Origin of the sequence: Streptomyces sp. NPDC053048, from assembly GCF_044547045.1 — a bacterium.
Lineage (GTDB): Bacteria > Actinomycetota > Actinomycetes > Streptomycetales > Streptomycetaceae > Streptomyces.
In genome coordinates this window covers 132,134-148,791 of the sequence record NZ_JBITZS010000014.1, presented here as the reverse complement: position 1 = coordinate 148,791, position 16,658 = coordinate 132,134, and the positions used below count along the sequence as shown (strand labels likewise).

Sequence of the window (16,658 nt, the reverse complement as noted above, 5' to 3'; positions counted from 1 at the left end):
CGCGCGGTCTGCTCCGCAGACACGACGCGCCGCCGCTACGCGGCGGAACAGCACCGCACTCCGTGCGGTATTCCGGGACTCCGTCCCGGGAAATCCGGTCCACTCCGTGGCCCGGGAGGCCAACTCCGTTGGCCTCGGGCTCGGATCGCTCCGCGATCCGGCCTGACGGAACACGCTCCGCGCGTTCCGTGGGGCTGGCTGGGTAAGGGGTTCGAGTGGTGGGGATCCAGCAGGCTTGTGGCGGCCTGGGGTTGACGCTGTGTAAGGGCGGGGGCGTTGGGCAGTGCCCACGGCGTGGGTTCGCGATAGCAGAAACGAACGGTTCGAACTTATAGAAGCGGATGCGTCATTTTTTCAGGCCCGCTACTTTATGGTTAGGTGATGTACTCCCGCTACGGAGTCTGGTGGCCTTGACGGGGTATCAAGCAAGATCCTGAATACCGTTCAGGGAGAGGTCGGAGAGCCAATTTTCCAGCCCTCTGGTTTCCAGAGGAGCCGGATTCCAGGGGGTTCAAAAGCATCAGGTACGAGCTAAGAAGGGGAATCTGTATGTCAGGGAAAGAACTGTTTCCGCATCAGGTGGAAGCAGTCGATGCCGTCCTCCGCGCTCTGCAGACACCCGCCGGTGGGCACATGCCGGCAGAGGGGCTGCGGACCCAGGTCATCGCCGCGACCGGCTCGGGCAAGACACTGATCGCCGCCGAGGCCACCCAGAAGCTGGGGGCGAGGCGAGTGCTGGTTCTGGTCCCGACTCTGGATCTACTGACGCAGACCGCGGCTGCCTGGCGGGAGGATGGCCGTACGGGGGCGATGCTCGGGGTGTGCTCATTGCGCGCCAGCGACTCCGGTGGCATGCCCTGTACGACGGACCCAGCCGAACTCTTGGCCTGGGTGCAGGGGCTGGAGCAGGTGACGGTCTTCGCCACCTACGCCGCCGTCGGCCTCGGCATCCTCCAGCACGCCCACGCCCAGGGGCTGGGTGTGTGGGACCTGATGGTCGTGGACGAGGCCCACCGGACCAGCGGAGACGCGGGCAAGCCATGGGCCTCCGTGCACGACCAGGCCAAGATCCCGGCGGCCCGCCGCCTCTACATGACCGCCACGGCCAGAATCTGGGAAGCGGCCGAGGGCACCCGCGGTGACGGGGAGGAGCCGCGGCTGATCGCAAGCATGGACCCGGACTCCACTGTGTTCGGGCCGGTGGCGTTCAAGCTCACCCTGTCCGACGCCATCAGCCGCGGCCTGGTCGCGCCCTACCAGGTCGTGTGCGCCGACATCAGCGACCCCGAACTCCACCAGGCGCACGAGCAGGCTGCCAGTGCCGGCTCGGACGAAGTACGCGGGGCGCGGCTCGCGGCATTGCAGACCGGCATCCTGGCCGCGGCGGCGCAGGAGCGGCTGCGGAAGATCCTGGCCTTCCACAGCAAGGTCACCGAGGCCGAGGCCATGGCCGCTGGCGTCATCGACGTCGCGCAGCGGCTCTGGGAGGACGACTCGCAGCGGTTCCCGGCGCCGGAGCGAGTGTGGGCCAGCTGGCTGTGCGGCGAGCACGCCCCCGGCCACCGGCGGGCGGTGCTGGACGAGTTCGCATCCGACGTCATCGAGGGCGAGGACGGGCTGCGGCCGGCCGCGCTGCGCGTTCTCAGCTCCGTGAGAGTACTGGGTGAAGGGGTTGATACGGCGAATTGTGACTCCGTCGCCTTTTGTGATGCCCGGGGATCAATGATCGACATCGTGCAGATGGTCGGCCGCGCACTCCGTATGAAGCCCGGGGAAGGGAAAATCGCGTCACTGATCGTCCCGGTATTCCTCGCACCTGGTGAAACCCCGGACGAAATGCTGACCTCTCCCGCCTACAACACCCTCGCGAAGATCCTCGCAGCACTCCGCGCCCACGACACCGACACCATCGAAGCCCTCGCCGATCCGCGGGTGCGCAGCGGGAGTTACGAGCCCGATGAGGAAGCCGGGGTCCGCGAAGGCGGCCGGGAGCGGCCGGGGGGTGAGCGGCGTCCGAGTGCGTCCGCGCGGGAGCTGCTGAGGTTCAGCACGCCGCGGGATCCGGCGCTGCTGGCTCGGTTCGTGAAGCTGCGGGTGATCGAGCCGGAGAACGCCTTCTGGCGGCGTGGGATCGAAGCGTGTGTGCGGTATGTGAAGGAGACCGGCGGCGAGCAGTTGCGGGTGCCGTACGACTTCGTCACCCCGCCGGAGTGGTCGCCTGCGGGGTTTCCGCTGGGCACGTGGCTTGCGGATCAGCGGCGTTTCAACAAGGCCGGGCGCCTGGCCCCGGACCGGGTCGCCGAGCTGGGCGGGCTCGGGATGATCTGGTCCCACCAGGACGTCGCCTTCGAGGAAGGACTCACCGCTGCCCGCGCCTGGGCTGCTGTCCACGGGCACTTTCTGCCGCCCGCCACCGCTGTCTGGGACGGGTATCCGGTCGGGGCCTGGGCGAAGAACCAACGGACCGCAGCCCGGATCGCGGACAGCATCGCGGAGCAGCGCGCGGCCGGCCTCCCTGTCGGGTCCGGCGCCAAGGCACTCACCCAGGCGCGGCGGGAGGCGTTGGAGGAGATCGACCCGGGGTGGTGCCCGGTGTGGGACGCCGGATGGCAGCGCTGCTTCCGCCTCGCCCAGAACCACGTCGAGAGCGGCGGGAAGGTCCCGGTGGTTGCGGGTGAGGTGATCGTGCAGGGCGAAGACCTCGGCCGCTGGGCCCAAGCGTCCCGCCTCGGCTGGGACGACTTGCTGCCGGTCCAGCAGTGGATGCTCGAGAACGTCCTCGGCCTCACCCCGGCCGAAGAACACGAACGGCCCGTGAAACGTACACAGGAAGACAAGTGGGCCCTCAACCTCCGGGCAGCACGGCAGTTCCACGCACGCGAAGGACACCTCAACGTCCCCAGAAAACACATCGAGCACCTCGAGCCGGAAGGCAGGCCGACAGGCCCTCAGGGCGGCGCTGAGGAGCGTGTGGCAGTGAAGCTCGGCATGGTCCTCGACAACATCCGCAAACGCGCCGACAAACTCACCGCACAACGCCGCACAGACCTCAACGCACTCGGCATGCGCTGGACCGGTGGCGCGACGGGCAGGGGAACGCGGTGAGTCAAGACCAGAACACCGGCAGGAGGCAGCGTCGGTGACGGAGCAGCCGACGCTGCGCTGGCCGTCGCAGCTGTCGGCGACACGCAAATCGGGTTCAGGCACGAATTCTGTGAAGCCGATTCAGTCAGGCGACGTCGACAAGCGAGGTCCCGGACCTGGGACCCCCCTCGTATGGGTGGTGCTCTCAAGGTAAGGCCGCAGTAGAGCGCGTCCGGGCGGGCAGCCCCAGACCGGTTCCCGGCACCGGCGGCACCGGCGCACTCGACCGGCCATGCCCTGGGCTGCCCCTCCAGCTCTGGCTCCTACCTGGCGTCCAGGATGGCAGCGCAGGTTTCGGCGGGGTCGCCGGTGTGGATGATCGCCTGTTCCTGGAGGGCTGGAGGCTCGAAGCGGGCGAAGAAGTCGTCCAGCGCCTCGGGGCTGACGGCGAGGGCGTTGGCGTCTTCACGCTGGTTGCGTGCCGCGAGGCGCCGCAGCAGCTCTTCCCGGTCGACCGGCAGGTAGACCAGCCGCCACCGGCCTCCGGCGGCTTCCACGAGCTTCTTCCAGGCGTCGCGGTCTTCGCGGAGCCACAGGCCGTGGTCCAGGACGACATCGTCCCCGGCCGCCAAGTGCTCGGCGAGCCGGCGACGGATCGCCTCGACGACGGGGCGTTCGCGCTCGAAGTAGGTGTCCTCGGGGTAGTCGACGCCGTAGCGGCCGTGGAGGCGGTGGACCTCCTCGTCCACGGACAGCCGGACCATGCCCCGGTCGGCGAGGGCGCGGGCGAGCATGGTCTTGCCCGAGCCGGTAATACCCACCAGCAGCACCGCCAGCGGCTCGCGTGCCGTCACGTCCGCCTTCTTCCCTCTCGGCCGGTCTTGGTCTCCATTCTCGCCGACCGGGGCCGCCTACCGGCGGGTGTGTGCGGCAGGTGGGCGCCAGCGGGTGACGATGGTGCGGGCCTCGGCCGCCCACCCGGTCGGCAGTCCGTCGAGGGTGACGCGGCGGAAGCCGAGGCGGGGGTCGGCGACATCGATCCGGCCGTGGTGCCGGCCGATGTGCTCCAGCAGACGCCCGGCCTCGTCCCGTACGGCCGGGGTGTGCTCGGCCCAGGCGCCGGAGGTGAAGTTCTCCACCCGGCGGCGGAGGTCGTCCAGGACGCCCGCGCGCCATTTGAAGTGGTGCACGCAGGCGAGGGTGTCCGGGTCTGGCTTGTGGCCGGGGGCCCGGTGGTTGCCGGAAGCCACCGGGACGTCAGCGCGGGCGAGGACGATCTTGCGGGGATCGCCGCGCAGGAGCCGGTGGGTGAGGTGTCCGCCGAGCGGGAACGCGCGGTCCAGCCCGGTCTCCGGCCGCCAGTGGGCCAGGCGGCCGTCGGGTGCGACGCGGTCGAGCATCAGCCCTCCCACCACCTGCCGCCCCGCCTCCTCGGCCTCGGCGATCACCTCCGTGAGCGGGGCGGGGTAGGTGTGGAGCTCGTCGGAGTCGGCGAGCAGGTGCCAGCCGGGCCCTGCCTGCTCGCGCAGAGTGTCGCGGAGCTGGGTGTTGGTGTGCTCGTGCCACGGCCCGGTGCTGACCGTCGCCGGGGGGACGCCGAGCTCGTGGGCGGCGGCGAGCAGCTGGTCTCGCCAGGGGGTGGGGGTGTGGTCGGGGAAGTGGAAGGCGAGGCGGAAGTCGGTGATGCCGAGGGCGCGGTAGTGGGCGGTCCAGGCGGTCAGCAGGGCCGGTTCCACGGGGCCGATCACCGCGACCAGCACGGGCGGGACGGGCGTCATCGCAGCTCCTCGGTCAAGCGGGTGTAGGTGGTGGTGAGGAAGGCGGCCTGCTCGGCAGCCGTGGCCATCCCCACCGCCGCCGGGGCCCCCGGCCCGGGACGCTCAGGCGGCTCGGCGGGGAGATGGTCGAGGATGGCGGCGATGGCGCCAGGGTCGCCGGCCGGGAAGAGCCGGGCCCACGGCTGCCCCGCGAGTCGGCTGGTGAGGGCAGGGTCGTGGTCGGAGACGAGAAGGGGGACGCCGAGGCGGGCGGCGTCCATGACCAGCCCGGACTCCTTGCCGACCCCGGGGCGGCGGGTGACCAGGGCCGCGTCGGCGGCGGCGTAGACGAGGCGGAGGGCCTGCTCGCCGACCGGTCCGGGCACCGTGTGGAGGCGGATCTGCGGGAGCTGGTGCCAGCGGGCCAGCGTCTCCTCGTCGAGGGGGGTGCCGGTGACCACCAGGTGCAGCGGGGTGGTGAGGCGGGCGAGGGCGGCGTCGATGGTAGCGATGTCCTTGTAGGGCCACCAGCCGCCGACCAGGCACACCGCCGCGGCGTCGGCGGGGATGCCGAACGCGGTGCGGGCGCCGTCCCTCTCTGCCTCGGTGAGGCGGTTCCCGTCGTCGACCGCGAAGGCCCTTGCCTTCCCGTCCATGCCGGGGAAGGCGTCGGTGAACTGGTCCCGGACGTCCTCCGTCGGGTACAGCGCGATCACCCGCCGCTCGCCTCGGCGGGCGAGCCGCCCGAGGAGCCGCACCAGCGCGTCCTCGGTGGTGATGGCCTCGTGAATGAACCGCAGGTGGGGCTGTCCGCCGAGGAGGGCGGCGGCGCCGTGCAGGGCCTCGCTCGCGCTGAGCACCACCACCGCCCCCGGCTCCCGGACGAGGCGCCGGGCGGTCCGCAGGCAGGCGGCCTCGGTCAGGCACCGGGCGATCAGCGTCACCTGGTGCGGGGCCCGTCGCAGCGCGAGCGGCCACCGCCGGGAGGCGAACAGCCGTTGTCCGGCCGCCGAGACGGCGGTCGCCCACTGGGCGGCGGCCAGCAGCACCGCCGTGGCTGGTCCCCGGGCGCCGGTGATGAGCCGGGCGCCGGCCTGGCGGAGCGGGCCGGGGTCGGCGGCGCCGTACGGGGCGATGACCACGCTGCCGGGCCTGGCGGCGGCGAGCGCGGCAAGGGTGCGCGGGTGGTGCCCGCCGAGCCGGTGGGCACCCGGCTCGATGAGCACCAGCGGACGGTCGGCGGTCATCCGGCGACCGCCTGCTCGCCGTGCCCGGCCGTGAAGTGGTCCCGGAGCCAGGCTGGGTCGTTGAGCAGGTCGAAGCGGGCCGGGTCGCGGGCGGCGTCGCGGGCGAAGGCGATGCCGTCGCGGGCGCCGGCCGCCGCGTACGAGGCGAAATCACCCTCGCGGCTGCTCGTCCAGGCGTCGATCCGATGACGGGCGTCAGCGTCGGCCATGCCGTACTCGCTGCCGCGCGCGAGCATCGCGCACTCCCGGAACCCCGCCTTCCACGCATGGTACGGGCTCTGGTTGAACCGGGTCGTCCCCGCGGTGTCCTGGCAGAACTCGGCCCTGCCCGGGAGCGCGGCGAGGACGTCGACGGCCTCGCCCATCTCCCGCAGTGCGGACCGCCGGATGAGCTTCAAACCGCCGTAGCCGTAGGTCAGCCCGTTGACCGGGTTGACCGCCCGCCACACCCGCATCGAGATCCCGTCGCCCAGCGGCTCGACGCCGGCGGCGGGGAAGCGGGTGTCGATGGAGAAGTCGCCGTCCGCGAGGAAGAACTGCTCGGTGTCCACCAGCCCGGCCGTCAGCCGGTAGGCCCGGCGCATGCCCCGCACCCCGTGCAGGCGCTTGACCGTGCCGCCCAGCACCCGGCCCAGACGGCGGTGCAGAGCGTTCGCCATCGGTTCATCGAAGGACAGCAGGACCGCGTCGAAACCTGTTCACGCGATCGCCTCCAGGTAGCGGGCGGCCACGGCAGCCGGGGCGAAATCAGTTGTGGAGGCGTGGGCGCGCTTGGCGTGCACCCGGTAGAACTCCGCGTCGGTGGCCAGCCGGGCCGCGATCCGGACGGCCTCGTCGTCGGTGTCGAAGAGCAGGTCGTCGTCGATGTGCTCGGCCAGCCACCCGGTGCGCGGGGCGATGACCGGCAGGCCCATCCCCTGGCAGTCCACCACCGACATCGACCACGGGCAGCCCGGCCGGAACGGCGCGACGCCGAAGTGGGCGCCGGCCAGCAGGTCCCGGTAGCGCACGCGGTCGCCACGGTCGGAGGCGACCGTGACGCCGTCGAGGGCGGCAAGCTCGTCGCGGTGGCGTTCGGGGCTCGGGTCGAGGCGGACACGCTCGGGGCTCCGGGTGCCGAACAGGTCCATCACCGTCAGCTCCACCGGCGCCTCGGTGACCAGGTGCCGGGCGAGAGTGGTGAGGCGGGCGGTGCCGTAGTGCGCGTAGAGGCGGTGGTTGTAGACGCCCGTCGCGCGGCCGTCCGGCGGGGAGACATCGGCGGGGTCGCGGACCAGGCGCTCGTCGCGCGGGGCGGGCACGACGTGCAGCTTCTCGGAGAGCTCGACTCCCATGCGGTCGGCGGCCGCCGTGGTCCAGGCTGCGGCCGTGGCGGAGTGCACCAGGACCCGGTCACAGGCGGCGAGGCCTGCGGCGAAGGCCAGCAGCACCGGCCGCCCCAGGCCGCCGTCATTGAGCGACGGGTCGAGGTTCAGGTCGCCGTCGTCGGTGAAGGAGAACGGCAGGTAGTGGCAGTACCCGGCAATCCGCGCGTCGGCTCCGGCTTCGAGGAGGGCGGCGCGGATCGCGGGGGCAGCCTCGACCTGGTTGGCCACCATCACCTCCGGCCGTGTCCGGCGGATGAGGGCCACGAGGGCGTCGAGGCCGGGGTCGAGGCGGGCCCGGTACTTCGTGGACGGCGAGGCCGTCGGCGCGAATCCCACCCGGACATCCCCGGCGGGGGCCGGAGCGGCCACCGTCACGTCCACCCCGGCGTCGGCGAGGGCCGGGGTGAGGAGGTCGGCGAAGGTGAAGCCGGAGTCGGCCGAGAGCCGTCCGGGGTTGGAGATGTTCAGCAGGTACAGCAGCCGCACGGCGGTCTCCCTCCGCCTGGGCCCGGGTCGTCCGGGCCGGTTGAAGGGAAGAAAACCGGGACCGGGGACGGTGACGGGATGGTGAACTGGCCTCACTCACGGTTCACTCACGTTCGTCATCACAAGCCAGCCGGGCGGGGGCCTTGATGGGAGAACAGCACGATGCGATGACCACGGAACAGGCGGCCGAAGCGTTCTCGGCCGAGACCGCCTACTGGCGCGAAGTGAGGGGCCTGTCGAAACGGGCCCTGGCCAGCGCGATGGGCTTCGACCCGTCGTACGTCAGCCACGTGGAGTCCGGGCGGCACAAGCCGACCGAGGACTTCGCCCGCCGCGCGGACGAGGCCCTCGGCGCCGGCAAGGCCATCTGGAAACGGTGGTGCGACTACGAGGCCGCCAAAGCCCGAGGTGGCCGAACGGCAGCGCCGCCGACGCCACGCGCGGCGGCCGAGCAGCCGTACGCGACGGGCTCCGCGCTCGTCGTCGAGCACGACGCCGCCCGCCTCGACTACGACGGTCGCCTGTACCGCCTGACGATGCGCAGGCGCTTGCGGAACACCGGCACCGAGCCGGTGACCCGCTACCTGATCCGCATCAGCGTCGACCGGTACCCAGGTGAGCCCGAGCGGTCCAACGCGCACTACCGGCAGCACCCGCTGACCATCGCGGCGCCGCAGATCGGCATCGGCCGGTCGGCGGCCGTCGTCCAGCCGGCCGACTCCGCCGCCGCGGCGATCGTCCTGCTCAACCCGCGCGTCACCGACCGCTCGGAGGAGACGGACGAGCAGTTCGAGGGGTGCCTGTCGTTCTTCGATGTCCGCGGCATGGTTCCTCGCCCGCTGGTGATCACGGTGGTGACCACCGAGCTGGACGGCACCGAGGTGACCACGGTGTACGAGCGCGGCCTCGCCCGGCTCATCGCACACGAGATCGACCACCTCGACGGACTTCTCTACACCGCCCGCATGCGGCCCGGTGTCGAGCCGATCCCGGTGGAGGAGTACCGGCAGACCGGCCGAGCCTGGGCCTACGGCCAATAGCCCCGTCGCCCGTTCCCTGTCCCCTACCGAGCAGATTTCGGCGCGGCCCGGTGAACATCTTCCGCTCCGCCCGTGTGAGGACGTCCAGGACCTTGCCACGACGCGGGGCCAGCTGCTGCTCTGATCGCTCATGCCAGCAGTGGACCCCGGACGGCGTGTGGACAGCGTCCGGGCACCCAAGTCGGCCGCCGGTGCCGGGGCTGGGGTCAGTAGGTTCTCATCCGCCATGTCATCTGCCGACGCCACGTCAAGGGCTGTTGCAGAATTCTCAGGCCGTGTCACCCCGAGGAATTCTCATACTCCGTGTCAGATCCTTGCTCCGGCACCCAGCTCTGAAGCCGTGACCAGCGCATTCTCAGAACGTGACATCCGCCTGACAACGAACGTGAGAAAATGACAGGGAATTTGAGAATCTACAGGTCTTCTAAGCGGCGAAGCCGACGTTGGTGACGTACTCGTACTGGCCCCACTGCGAGCCCAGGTCCACGATCGTGTCGTCCCAGGCGGCCTCGAGGCCCTGGCGGTCGCCGGCTGCCCAGGAGATGACGATGCGGTCCCAGCGGCGCACGTTCAGCGTCCGGTACTCCACCACCCGCTGCAGCGGCCGCGGCACCTGGGACTGGTCCAGGGGGTGGATCTCCACCCGCGTGCCGCGACCCTCGCGGTTCAGGCGCCCCAGGAGGTGGCGGGCGACGTTCTGCCGGCGCACCGCCCGGTATGCGGCGTCGATCCTGGCCAGGTTGGCCTTCGACGGCGCCCGTTTGCTCTCCAGCCATGCCTTGAGGGTCCGGTCGGTGACCGTCAGCCCGGCCTCCTTCGCGGCCTGGCGGCTCTTGGCCGACTTCGTCAAGTAATGCAGGCGCGCTATCCAGCCGCGCCTGACCGTCACCGGGGTCGCGATACCGCCCGCGAGCTCATCGAGCTTGCGGGCGACGGCGTCGCTGCCCTTGATGCCCCGGGCGCCGAACTTCCCGAAGTCGAGATTCTTCTCCGGCACTACTCCTCTCCCTCCCCTTCCGTCTCCGTGTGCCCAGTGGTGGTGTCGGTCCCGGCGGTGTAGGTGTCCTTGACCTTGACTTCGGTAACGCGCCGGCCTTCGGGGAAGACACTGCGCCAGTCGCCGATGACGTGGAGTTCGTCGGTACCCATCGCGCGGACGACCGTCAGGCCCTCGTCATGGGCCTTGAGGGCCTTCAGCCACAGGTTCGCGAATGCCTGGGAGCGGATGATGTGCATCCAGTCCGGCCGGTAGAGCTCCCGGTTGTAGTTCGACTCCCCCATCGTCGAGACGAACTTGGAGTACATGGCCTTCACGTACTCCAGCGTCACCTCGTCGCCGCCGGCGATCGCGGTGTCGCGGGCGTCCTTCAACGCGATACGGAACTTCTCCAGCAGGTTCTCCGTGGCGCCCGAGGTGTAGGACTCGTGGATCTCCGGCGGCGCGCACAGCCCGTACTTCGGACCCGACAGGCGCAGCAGGAGGCGCAGGGTCGGCTCGGTGACCCATAGAGGGCCTGGTTCGTCGCGCTGGCCGATCGGGTTGGGAAGCACATCCTCGTGCTCCCATGCGGGTGGGGTGATCAGGTGGACGCCGGCGCGGCGGCGGTCATGGGCGAGGCCGGCGGAGTGCTCGAGCTGGCCCAGGGGGAGGTGGGTTTTGAGGGCGGAGAGGTAGGCGCCATTGATGTCCAGCGCGGTCACCTCATGGCGGCCGGGCGGCAGCTCGTGGCGGGTCCACTTCGGGCGGGCCTCCCAGATCTGGTCCGCGCCGCGAGAGGTCTGCTTCCTGAGGATGTCGGGGATCCAGGGGTGCGCGATCACGTCGTAGCGGGCGCCCTTGCGGGTCTCGTCCAGCAGGCGCATCGCGTCCGGGATCGCCCGCTTCAGCAACACGGCCGTCGCCGCCTCCACGTCACCGTGATGCTCGGCGAGCGCAGCCTGCACTGCCTGGGTGATCAGGTCCCCGGGACCAGAGGGCTCCTGGAAGGCGTGCCGGGCCGGAGGCTTGGAGCGCTCGGGCGGGCGCGTCGTGCGCGGAGGGTGCGTCGTGCGCGGAGGGTGTGCTGTCGTGGTGGGTTTCCTGGTATGAGCTGTGTCGGGCTGTGCCGGTGGTGCGGGTTGTGCGGCAGGCGGTACGGGCGGCGCGGCAGCGGTGGCCTGGCAGTCGGCCGGGTCCAGGTGCTGGGCGAACCCCGCTACCCGGTGCGCGGCTGGCTGTCCGCACAGCACACACGGCTCCGGCGCGGCGAGGACCTCCACCTCATCGCCCTCACCACCTTCCGCAGGTCCAGCCGGCTCCACCTGGGCCGGCTCGCTGGGTTCCGCGGAGGAGCCGTCAGCCACGAAGGCGGTGAAGGCGTTGGCGGGCGGAGCAGCGGGCTCGGGAGTGGGGGCGGGGGTGGTGTCCGGTGCGGTCTCGTCGGCAAACTTCGCGGCAATGCCGTCCAGCAGGTAGGCGTACCTGGTACGGACCTCACCGACCGGATCCCGGCCGCTCTCCCACCCCGCGACGGTGGACGGGCTCACCCCGAGCGCCCTCGCCACCTGTGCCTTGGACAAGCGGGCCCGCTCCCGCAACTCCCGGCGCCTGTCAGGGGCCGGGAGTCCGGCTTCCGGGCCGACGCCCGCGAGCAGCGAGTCGATCGCATCGAAGTCACTCATCGAGCCACTCCCTTCTCGGCGGCGCGTGCACCGCGGCGCCGCGCGGCGGGCAGCGTCTCGCACGCCCGGGTCGGCCCCGCCAGCAGATCCAGCGCGGCGATCTCGTAGTACTCGGCCAGGACATCGACGTCGCGCAAGGTCCATGAGGTGGCCCCGGACTGCCGCCGGGAGACCTGCGTCTGCGTCAGCCCGAGCACCGCAGCCAGCGCCCGCTGCGAATCACCTGTTGCCTGCATCAACGCCGCCACCGACAGCCGCAGTGATTCCTCCAGACTCAACCCCATGGCCCCACCCTACCCGAGGGCAATGCAATATTTGCATCAAATTGGCCTCTATAGCATCAAGAATACGTGCGCCGGCTCCCTCCGGTACGCGGGATACAGGAGCCGCGCGCCCCACGCAGGTTCACCTGCCGGCAACCCGGGCCATCCCGCCCGCGCACAGACCGGCAAGCCGCACACCACGCATCCCGCCCCGCCTGGCGGCGGCCCGCAGCCACACAGGCGCACGGGCCAGACAGGCACCCCGGGCACACCCAGACCCACCACCCGGCTGCATAGGGCCCGGCGCAACTGGGGCCCCGGCGGCAGCAACCCGCCACGGGCATGACGGCGCACCGCACGCGCACCCGTACGGAGGATCGTCGCGAGCGCGCGGGGCATTGCTCCGGGGGCCTTCGGCCGGGCAGTTGAAAGCGGCGCAGCCGTCTTGTCCCTTGTCCCCGGGCACGCCGTGCGCCGATGATCAGCACATGATCGTAACGGGGAAAGACGACGGCGTGGACGACGGCGGGCAGTGGCGTGCGGAGTTCGACGCCGAGGTGACCTTCGCCAACGGAGGCTCCCTGCGGGTCGAGGCGTTCCGGCTGGATGTGCCAGCAGCGTCCGTGGAGGACCAGGAACTCGGTGAGCTGTTCATCCGCCGGCTCGGCCTGCTGATGGTGGAATCCGTACGCATCCAGCGCAAACGGCTCCTGCGCGAGCCGCACAAAGGCACCCCCGGGACAGGGACGCCCGGCCGGGCGGGCAGGCGCCGGACGGTGGATCTCAGCCACGTCATCCGGGACGGAATGACCACCTACCCCGGCCTGCCCGGACCCGAGATCAGCGAGCACATCTCCCGCCCTGCGTCCCGGGCACACTACGCACCCGGAACCGAGTTCACCATCGGCAAGATCACGATGGTCTCCAACACCGGCACCTACCTCGACTCCCCCTTCCACCGCTACCCCGACGGCCCCGACCTCGCCGGGCTCGACCTCACCCGCCTCACCGACCTCGAAGGAACCGTCATACGGGTCCTGGGAACACACAACCCGGCCATCGACCGGGAGATGCTGCTGCCCCACGACGTCACCGGCCGGGCCGTACTCATCCACACCGGATGGGACCAGCACTGGGCCACCGACCACTACGCCGGCGGCCACCACCCCTACCTCACCACCCGCGCCGCACAATGGCTCGCCGACAACAAACCCGCCCTCGTCGGCATCGACTCCCTCAACATCGACAACACCCGAGACGGAACACGCCCCGCCCACACCCTCCTGCTCGCCGCCGGCATACCCGTCATCGAACACCTCCGCGGCCTCGAACAACTACCACCCCACAACTTCCGCTTCCACGCCGCACCACCCGCCATCCACAACATGGGCACCTTCCCCGTCAGGGCCTACGCCATCATCAACACCGACTGAAACCAAACAAACAAACAACCAGCACCGGTAACCAAACCCTGAAAACCCCCGGCCCACACCAGACAACAGCACAGGCACGACACAGCGGCACAGCCGCACAGCGGCACAGCGCAGGGCCACACGCGTTACAGAAGACCAACGCTCGCGCCGCGGCACAGCGCGGCGCAGCCACCGCACAGAACGGCAAGCAGCCACCGGACCGGACACGGAAACCACACCACAGCACAAGCCCGTCGCCAGCCCACCAGCCACCCGGACGCACGAACCGCAGCGGCATAGAGAGACCACCTGGACAGCCGGACAACGCACCGACCGCAGCAACGGGCAGACGCCGCCAGGCAGCCGGACGTCACTCCCGCACCCCCCGACGTCCCGCGGGCGGCAGCAAGCAGGCCCGCTCGCAGCGCAAGCTCGACCCCGGCCCCTGGGGTGCCTGCCGCACGTGCCGTTCCACTCCGCCCCCGGCCATACCCCAACGACCAGGCCCGCGCCGGCACACAGCCCACGACCCGCCCCAAAGGCCCGCGGCCGAAGCGGAGGGCAAGGACGCGGACGGAGGACCAAGCCCAGGGCACCAGGGCAGCCAGACGGCCCGGAAGAACCAGCCCCTTGAAGGCCACCGATACAGCCACTGCCGCTCAGCGGGCAGCCAGCGATGGCCCTCGCTCATCTTGGTTCCCCACCACATTGGTCGCGGTGGCACTACCGGCAACGGATGCCCAGCACTTCCGGGGGTGCTCAGCCATGGACGTCCTTGATCTCACCCGAAGGATGGCGCAACGGTCAGGCGTGCTCCTCGGCGTACTTGATGAACGCCCATGTGGTTCCGGCCCACAGGTGGACCCGGGCTGTGCCGATCTCCTCAGAAGGCCACGGGACCGGTCGGCTGGTGTGCAGCACCGGGCCCCCGCCGGTGTCAATGGCACCTGGGGCGTCCCACGTGCCGCCGAGGGCCACCGCCGCGAGCTCCAGCGCGCCCTGCGGGTCGTCGACATCCATTCCGGCCGGTCCCACGACCGCGTCCCGGCCGTTGTCGCTGATCCGGATCCGGCAGTCCGGTTCGCCGATCCCAGCCCTGATCCGCTGAGCCAGACGCTTGACCAGGTGGGAATCAGGGGCGCCAGCCTCAACTCCCACCGATACCCTCATCCCGAACAGATCGTGCATCTCCTCGAACAGATCTGCCGCTTGTTCTGGGGACAGACTGCCTTCCGGTGTCAGTTCCTCGTATTCCCCGCACTCCATGAGCTGCACCTTTCCTGCCCTCGGCTCTGGCGGTCAACTGCGTTTCTTCCATTCGCCCCGCAGCCACACTCACGGCTCATGCGCGCGCCCGGGGCGGCGGTGGCGGCTCTGCCACCACAGCAACACGCGCTCACAGCCGCAACCTCCGCGGCAGTGCAGGCAGCGCCCCATGCGGCGCGCGCCAGGAGGGCTCGCACCTCACGGGTGGCCGGAAGTCGTCGACCGGGTACGTCGCCCACGAGGCGAAGTAGGCACCCTGGGGAACGATCTCTCCTTTAATGATCAGCCGCCGCCGGCATCCCGGGCGGCCGCTGACCATCGTCGTGCCAGGCCCTGGAAGGACGCTTCGCCGTGCCGTACGCCACGACCCCCGACGGGGTCGCCATCGCCTACCAGCTCCGTGGTGACGGAGCCCCCCTCGTTCTGCTCGCCGGCCAGGCGAACAGCCACCACTGGTGGGACGACGTCCGCGACGACTTCCACGTCGCCCGCACCACCCTCACCATCGACTACCGCGGCACCGGCGCGAGCGACGATCCCCCGGCGCCGTTCAGCACCGGGCAGTTCGCGCGGGACGTGGTCGCCGTGCTCGACGAGCTCGGAATCGACCGCGCGGACGTCTACGGCACCTCCATGGGCGGGCGCGTGGCGCAGTGCCTGGCCGCCGAACACCCGCGGCGGGTTCGTTCGCTGGTGCTCGGCTGCACCTCCCCCGGCGGGCGGCACGGCGTCGAGCGCGGCAACGACGTCCGCCGGTCGCTGGCCGGTACGGACCCGCAGGCGACGCGGCGGGCGTTGCTCGACCTGATGTACACACCGGGCTGGCTCGCGTCCCACCCCGGGCCGTACCGGACGCTGGGGGACCCGACCATGTCCGCCCACGCCAAGCGGCAGCACCTGGCCGCGAGCAACGGGCACGACGCGTGGGACGCGCTGCCCGGCATCGAGGCCCCCACGCTGGTGCTGCACGGAAGCGACGACCTGCTCAACCCCACCGCCAACGCGCCCCTGCTCGCGGACCGCATCCCCGGTGCCCGGATGGCGATCATCCCCGGCGCCCGGCACGCCTACTTCGAGGAGTTCCGCGACATCGCCGGCCCCCTCGTCCTCGACTTCCTCGACCGTGAGGTGCAGAAGGCATGACCCGCATGGACGACCTCCCCATCCGGACGAACTGCGTGGCAGATCCCTTACGGGGCCCCCGAGCCGGCTGCCCCGGTGGGTCTGAACGTCGGCGAGAACCCGTACGCCCCGCCCGAGTGGCCGGCCGGGCGGATCGCCGAGCGGGCCGGGGAGATGGTCCGCGGGCTCAACCGCTATCCGGACCGCGGCGCGGTCGAGCTGCGCGCCCCACTCGCCGGCCATCTCACCCACAGCACGGGCCACTCACTGGACGCGTCCCAGGTGTGGGCCGTCAACGGGTCCAACGAGGTCGTCCAGCAGGTGCTGCAGGCGTTCGGCGGCCCCGGCCGGGTGGCGCCCGGCTTCGAGCCGTCCTACCCGGTGCACCCCCTGGCGGCCCGTGGCACCGGGACCGGCTGGGTCGCCGGCCCCCGCGACGACGACTTCGCCATCGACCTGCCGGCCGCGCGGGCGGCCATCGCCGAACACCGGCCGGACGTCCTGCTCATCACCTCCCCGAACAACCCGACCGGAACCGCAGTCGACGCGGACACCGCCCTCGCCCTGTACGAGGACGCGCAGCGGGCCACGCCGTGCATGGTGGTCGTCGACGAGGCGTACGCGGAGTTCTCGCGCGGCCCGTCCCTGGTGCCGCTGATCGCGGGCCGTCCGCACCTGGTGGTCGCCCGCACGATGTCCAAGGCGTTCGGGGTGGCGGGCCTGCGGCTGGGCTATCCGGCCGCAGACCCGGCCGTGGTGGAGGCCCTGCGGCTGGTCCGGCTCCCGTACCACCTGTCGTCCGTCACCCAGGCCATCGCCCTCACCGTGCTGGAGCATGCCGAGGTCCTGCTGGCGCACCTGGAGGAGATCAAGGCCGAACGGGACCGGGTGGTCGCCGAGCTGAGCGCCATGGGGTACGAGGTCACCCCGTCCGACGCCAGCGCCGTGCTGTA

At 71.1% G+C, this 16,658-nt stretch carries 13 protein-coding genes and 1 pseudogene; 5 read left to right on the top strand and 9 right to left on the bottom strand.

What is annotated here, in order from left to right:
- Nucleotides 1-549 precede the first annotated feature (549 nt).
- Nucleotides 550-3,105 (top strand): Helicase associated domain protein, encoded by a 2,556-nt coding sequence (locus ACIG36_RS31340; protein ID WP_399935281.1) that lies wholly within the window; start codon nucleotides 550-552, stop codon nucleotides 3,103-3,105.
- A gap of 302 nt (nucleotides 3,106-3,407) precedes the next feature.
- Here the strand turns inward: ACIG36_RS31340 and ACIG36_RS31335 are convergent, their stop codons facing one another.
- Genes ACIG36_RS31335 through ACIG36_RS31315 form a run of 5 tightly spaced genes read right to left on the bottom strand, consistent with a single transcriptional unit; the run spans nucleotide 3,408 to nucleotide 7,941 of the window.
- A complete protein-coding gene (locus ACIG36_RS31335; RefSeq protein WP_399935278.1) occupies nucleotides 3,408-3,938 on the bottom strand; it encodes an AAA family ATPase in 531 nt (176 codons plus the stop codon).
- 57 nt (nucleotides 3,939-3,995) lie between these two features.
- Entirely contained in the window at nucleotides 3,996-4,862 is an 867-nt protein-coding gene (locus ACIG36_RS31330) for a hypothetical protein (RefSeq protein ID WP_399935275.1), read from the bottom strand.
- Nucleotides 4,859-6,088, bottom strand: a complete 1,230-nt coding sequence (locus tag ACIG36_RS31325; RefSeq protein ID WP_399935273.1) for a hypothetical protein — start codon at nucleotides 6,086-6,088, stop codon at nucleotides 4,859-4,861. The genes ACIG36_RS31330 and ACIG36_RS31325 overlap by 4 nt, the downstream gene beginning before the upstream one ends.
- Nucleotides 6,085-6,747: a hypothetical protein gene (locus tag ACIG36_RS31320; RefSeq protein WP_399935270.1), complete on the bottom strand. Its 663-nt coding sequence runs from the start codon at nucleotides 6,745-6,747 to the stop codon at nucleotides 6,085-6,087. The genes ACIG36_RS31325 and ACIG36_RS31320 overlap by 4 nt, the downstream gene beginning before the upstream one ends.
- A gap of 39 nt (nucleotides 6,748-6,786) precedes the next feature.
- Nucleotides 6,787-7,941: a glycosyltransferase gene (locus ACIG36_RS31315; RefSeq protein ID WP_399935267.1), complete on the bottom strand. Its 1,155-nt coding sequence runs from the start codon at nucleotides 7,939-7,941 to the stop codon at nucleotides 6,787-6,789.
- 167 nt (nucleotides 7,942-8,108) lie between these two features.
- On the opposite strand from ACIG36_RS31315, the gene ACIG36_RS31310 reads away from it, so the two are divergent.
- The gene (locus ACIG36_RS31310) at nucleotides 8,109-8,981 is read left to right on the top strand and encodes a peptide deformylase (RefSeq protein ID WP_399935264.1); all 873 of its coding nucleotides are present in this window, start codon (nucleotides 8,109-8,111) and stop codon (nucleotides 8,979-8,981) included.
- Nucleotides 8,982-9,405: 424 nt separating this feature from the next.
- On the opposite strand, the gene ACIG36_RS31305 is transcribed toward ACIG36_RS31310, so the two are convergent.
- From ACIG36_RS31305 to ACIG36_RS31295, 3 genes are read right to left on the bottom strand one after another with little or no spacing between them, the layout of a single operon-like run.
- Complete coding sequence (locus ACIG36_RS31305; RefSeq protein WP_399935261.1) at nucleotides 9,406-9,978, bottom strand: transcriptional regulator; 573 nt, start codon at nucleotides 9,976-9,978, stop codon at nucleotides 9,406-9,408.
- Nucleotides 9,978-11,642 carry a helix-turn-helix domain-containing protein gene (locus ACIG36_RS31300; protein ID WP_399935259.1) on the bottom strand — a complete coding sequence of 555 codons (1,665 nt, stop codon included), beginning with the start codon at nucleotides 11,640-11,642 and terminating at the stop codon, nucleotides 9,978-9,980. The genes ACIG36_RS31305 and ACIG36_RS31300 overlap by 1 nt, the downstream gene beginning before the upstream one ends.
- Nucleotides 11,639-11,926, bottom strand: coding sequence for a helix-turn-helix domain-containing protein (locus ACIG36_RS31295; protein WP_399935256.1), 288 nt, complete (start codon nucleotides 11,924-11,926; stop codon nucleotides 11,639-11,641). Before ACIG36_RS31295 ends, ACIG36_RS31300 begins: the two co-directional genes overlap by 4 nt.
- Before the next feature lie 467 nt (nucleotides 11,927-12,393).
- Between ACIG36_RS31295 and ACIG36_RS31290 the strand changes: the two genes are divergently transcribed.
- Entirely contained in the window at nucleotides 12,394-13,338 is a 945-nt protein-coding gene (locus ACIG36_RS31290) for a cyclase family protein (protein ID WP_399935254.1), read from the top strand.
- A 783-nt stretch (nucleotides 13,339-14,121) separates the two neighbouring features.
- Here ACIG36_RS31290 and ACIG36_RS31285 read toward each other — a convergent pair.
- Nucleotides 14,122-14,592, bottom strand: a complete 471-nt coding sequence (locus ACIG36_RS31285) for a hypothetical protein (protein WP_399935251.1) — start codon at nucleotides 14,590-14,592, stop codon at nucleotides 14,122-14,124.
- A gap of 342 nt (nucleotides 14,593-14,934) precedes the next feature.
- On the opposite strand from ACIG36_RS31285, the gene ACIG36_RS31280 reads away from it, so the two are divergent.
- Both ACIG36_RS31280 and ACIG36_RS31275 read left to right on the top strand, forming a co-directional pair.
- Nucleotides 14,935-15,726, top strand: a complete 792-nt coding sequence (locus ACIG36_RS31280; protein WP_399935248.1) for an alpha/beta fold hydrolase — start codon at nucleotides 14,935-14,937, stop codon at nucleotides 15,724-15,726.
- Nucleotides 15,723-16,653 (top strand): annotated as a pseudogene (locus tag ACIG36_RS31275) (histidinol-phosphate transaminase); the annotation flags it as partial. The gene ACIG36_RS31280 and the pseudogene ACIG36_RS31275, both read left to right, overlap by 4 nt.
- Nucleotides 16,654-16,658 lie beyond the last annotated feature (5 nt).

Excerpts from the sequence above, each read along its gene's own strand:
- ACIG36_RS31295 (WP_399935256.1), bottom strand. The coding sequence starts at position 11,926 with ATGGGGTTGAGTCTGGAGGAATCACTGCGGCTGTCGGTGGCGGCGTTG.
- ACIG36_RS31310 (WP_399935264.1), top strand. The coding sequence starts at position 8,109 with ATGACCACGGAACAGGCGGCCGAAGCGTTCTCGGCCGAGACCGCCTAC.
- ACIG36_RS31340 (WP_399935281.1), top strand. The coding sequence starts at position 550 with ATGTCAGGGAAAGAACTGTTTCCGCATCAGGTGGAAGCAGTCGATGCC.
- ACIG36_RS31325 (WP_399935273.1), bottom strand. The coding sequence starts at position 6,088 with ATGACCGCCGACCGTCCGCTGGTGCTCATCGAGCCGGGTGCCCACCGG.
- ACIG36_RS31320 (WP_399935270.1), bottom strand. The coding sequence starts at position 6,747 with ATGGCGAACGCTCTGCACCGCCGTCTGGGCCGGGTGCTGGGCGGCACG.
- ACIG36_RS31290 (WP_399935254.1), top strand. The coding sequence starts at position 12,394 with ATGATCGTAACGGGGAAAGACGACGGCGTGGACGACGGCGGGCAGTGG.
- ACIG36_RS31330 (WP_399935275.1), bottom strand. The coding sequence starts at position 4,862 with ATGACGCCCGTCCCGCCCGTGCTGGTCGCGGTGATCGGCCCCGTGGAA.
- ACIG36_RS31300 (WP_399935259.1), bottom strand. The coding sequence starts at position 11,642 with ATGAGTGACTTCGATGCGATCGACTCGCTGCTCGCGGGCGTCGGCCCG.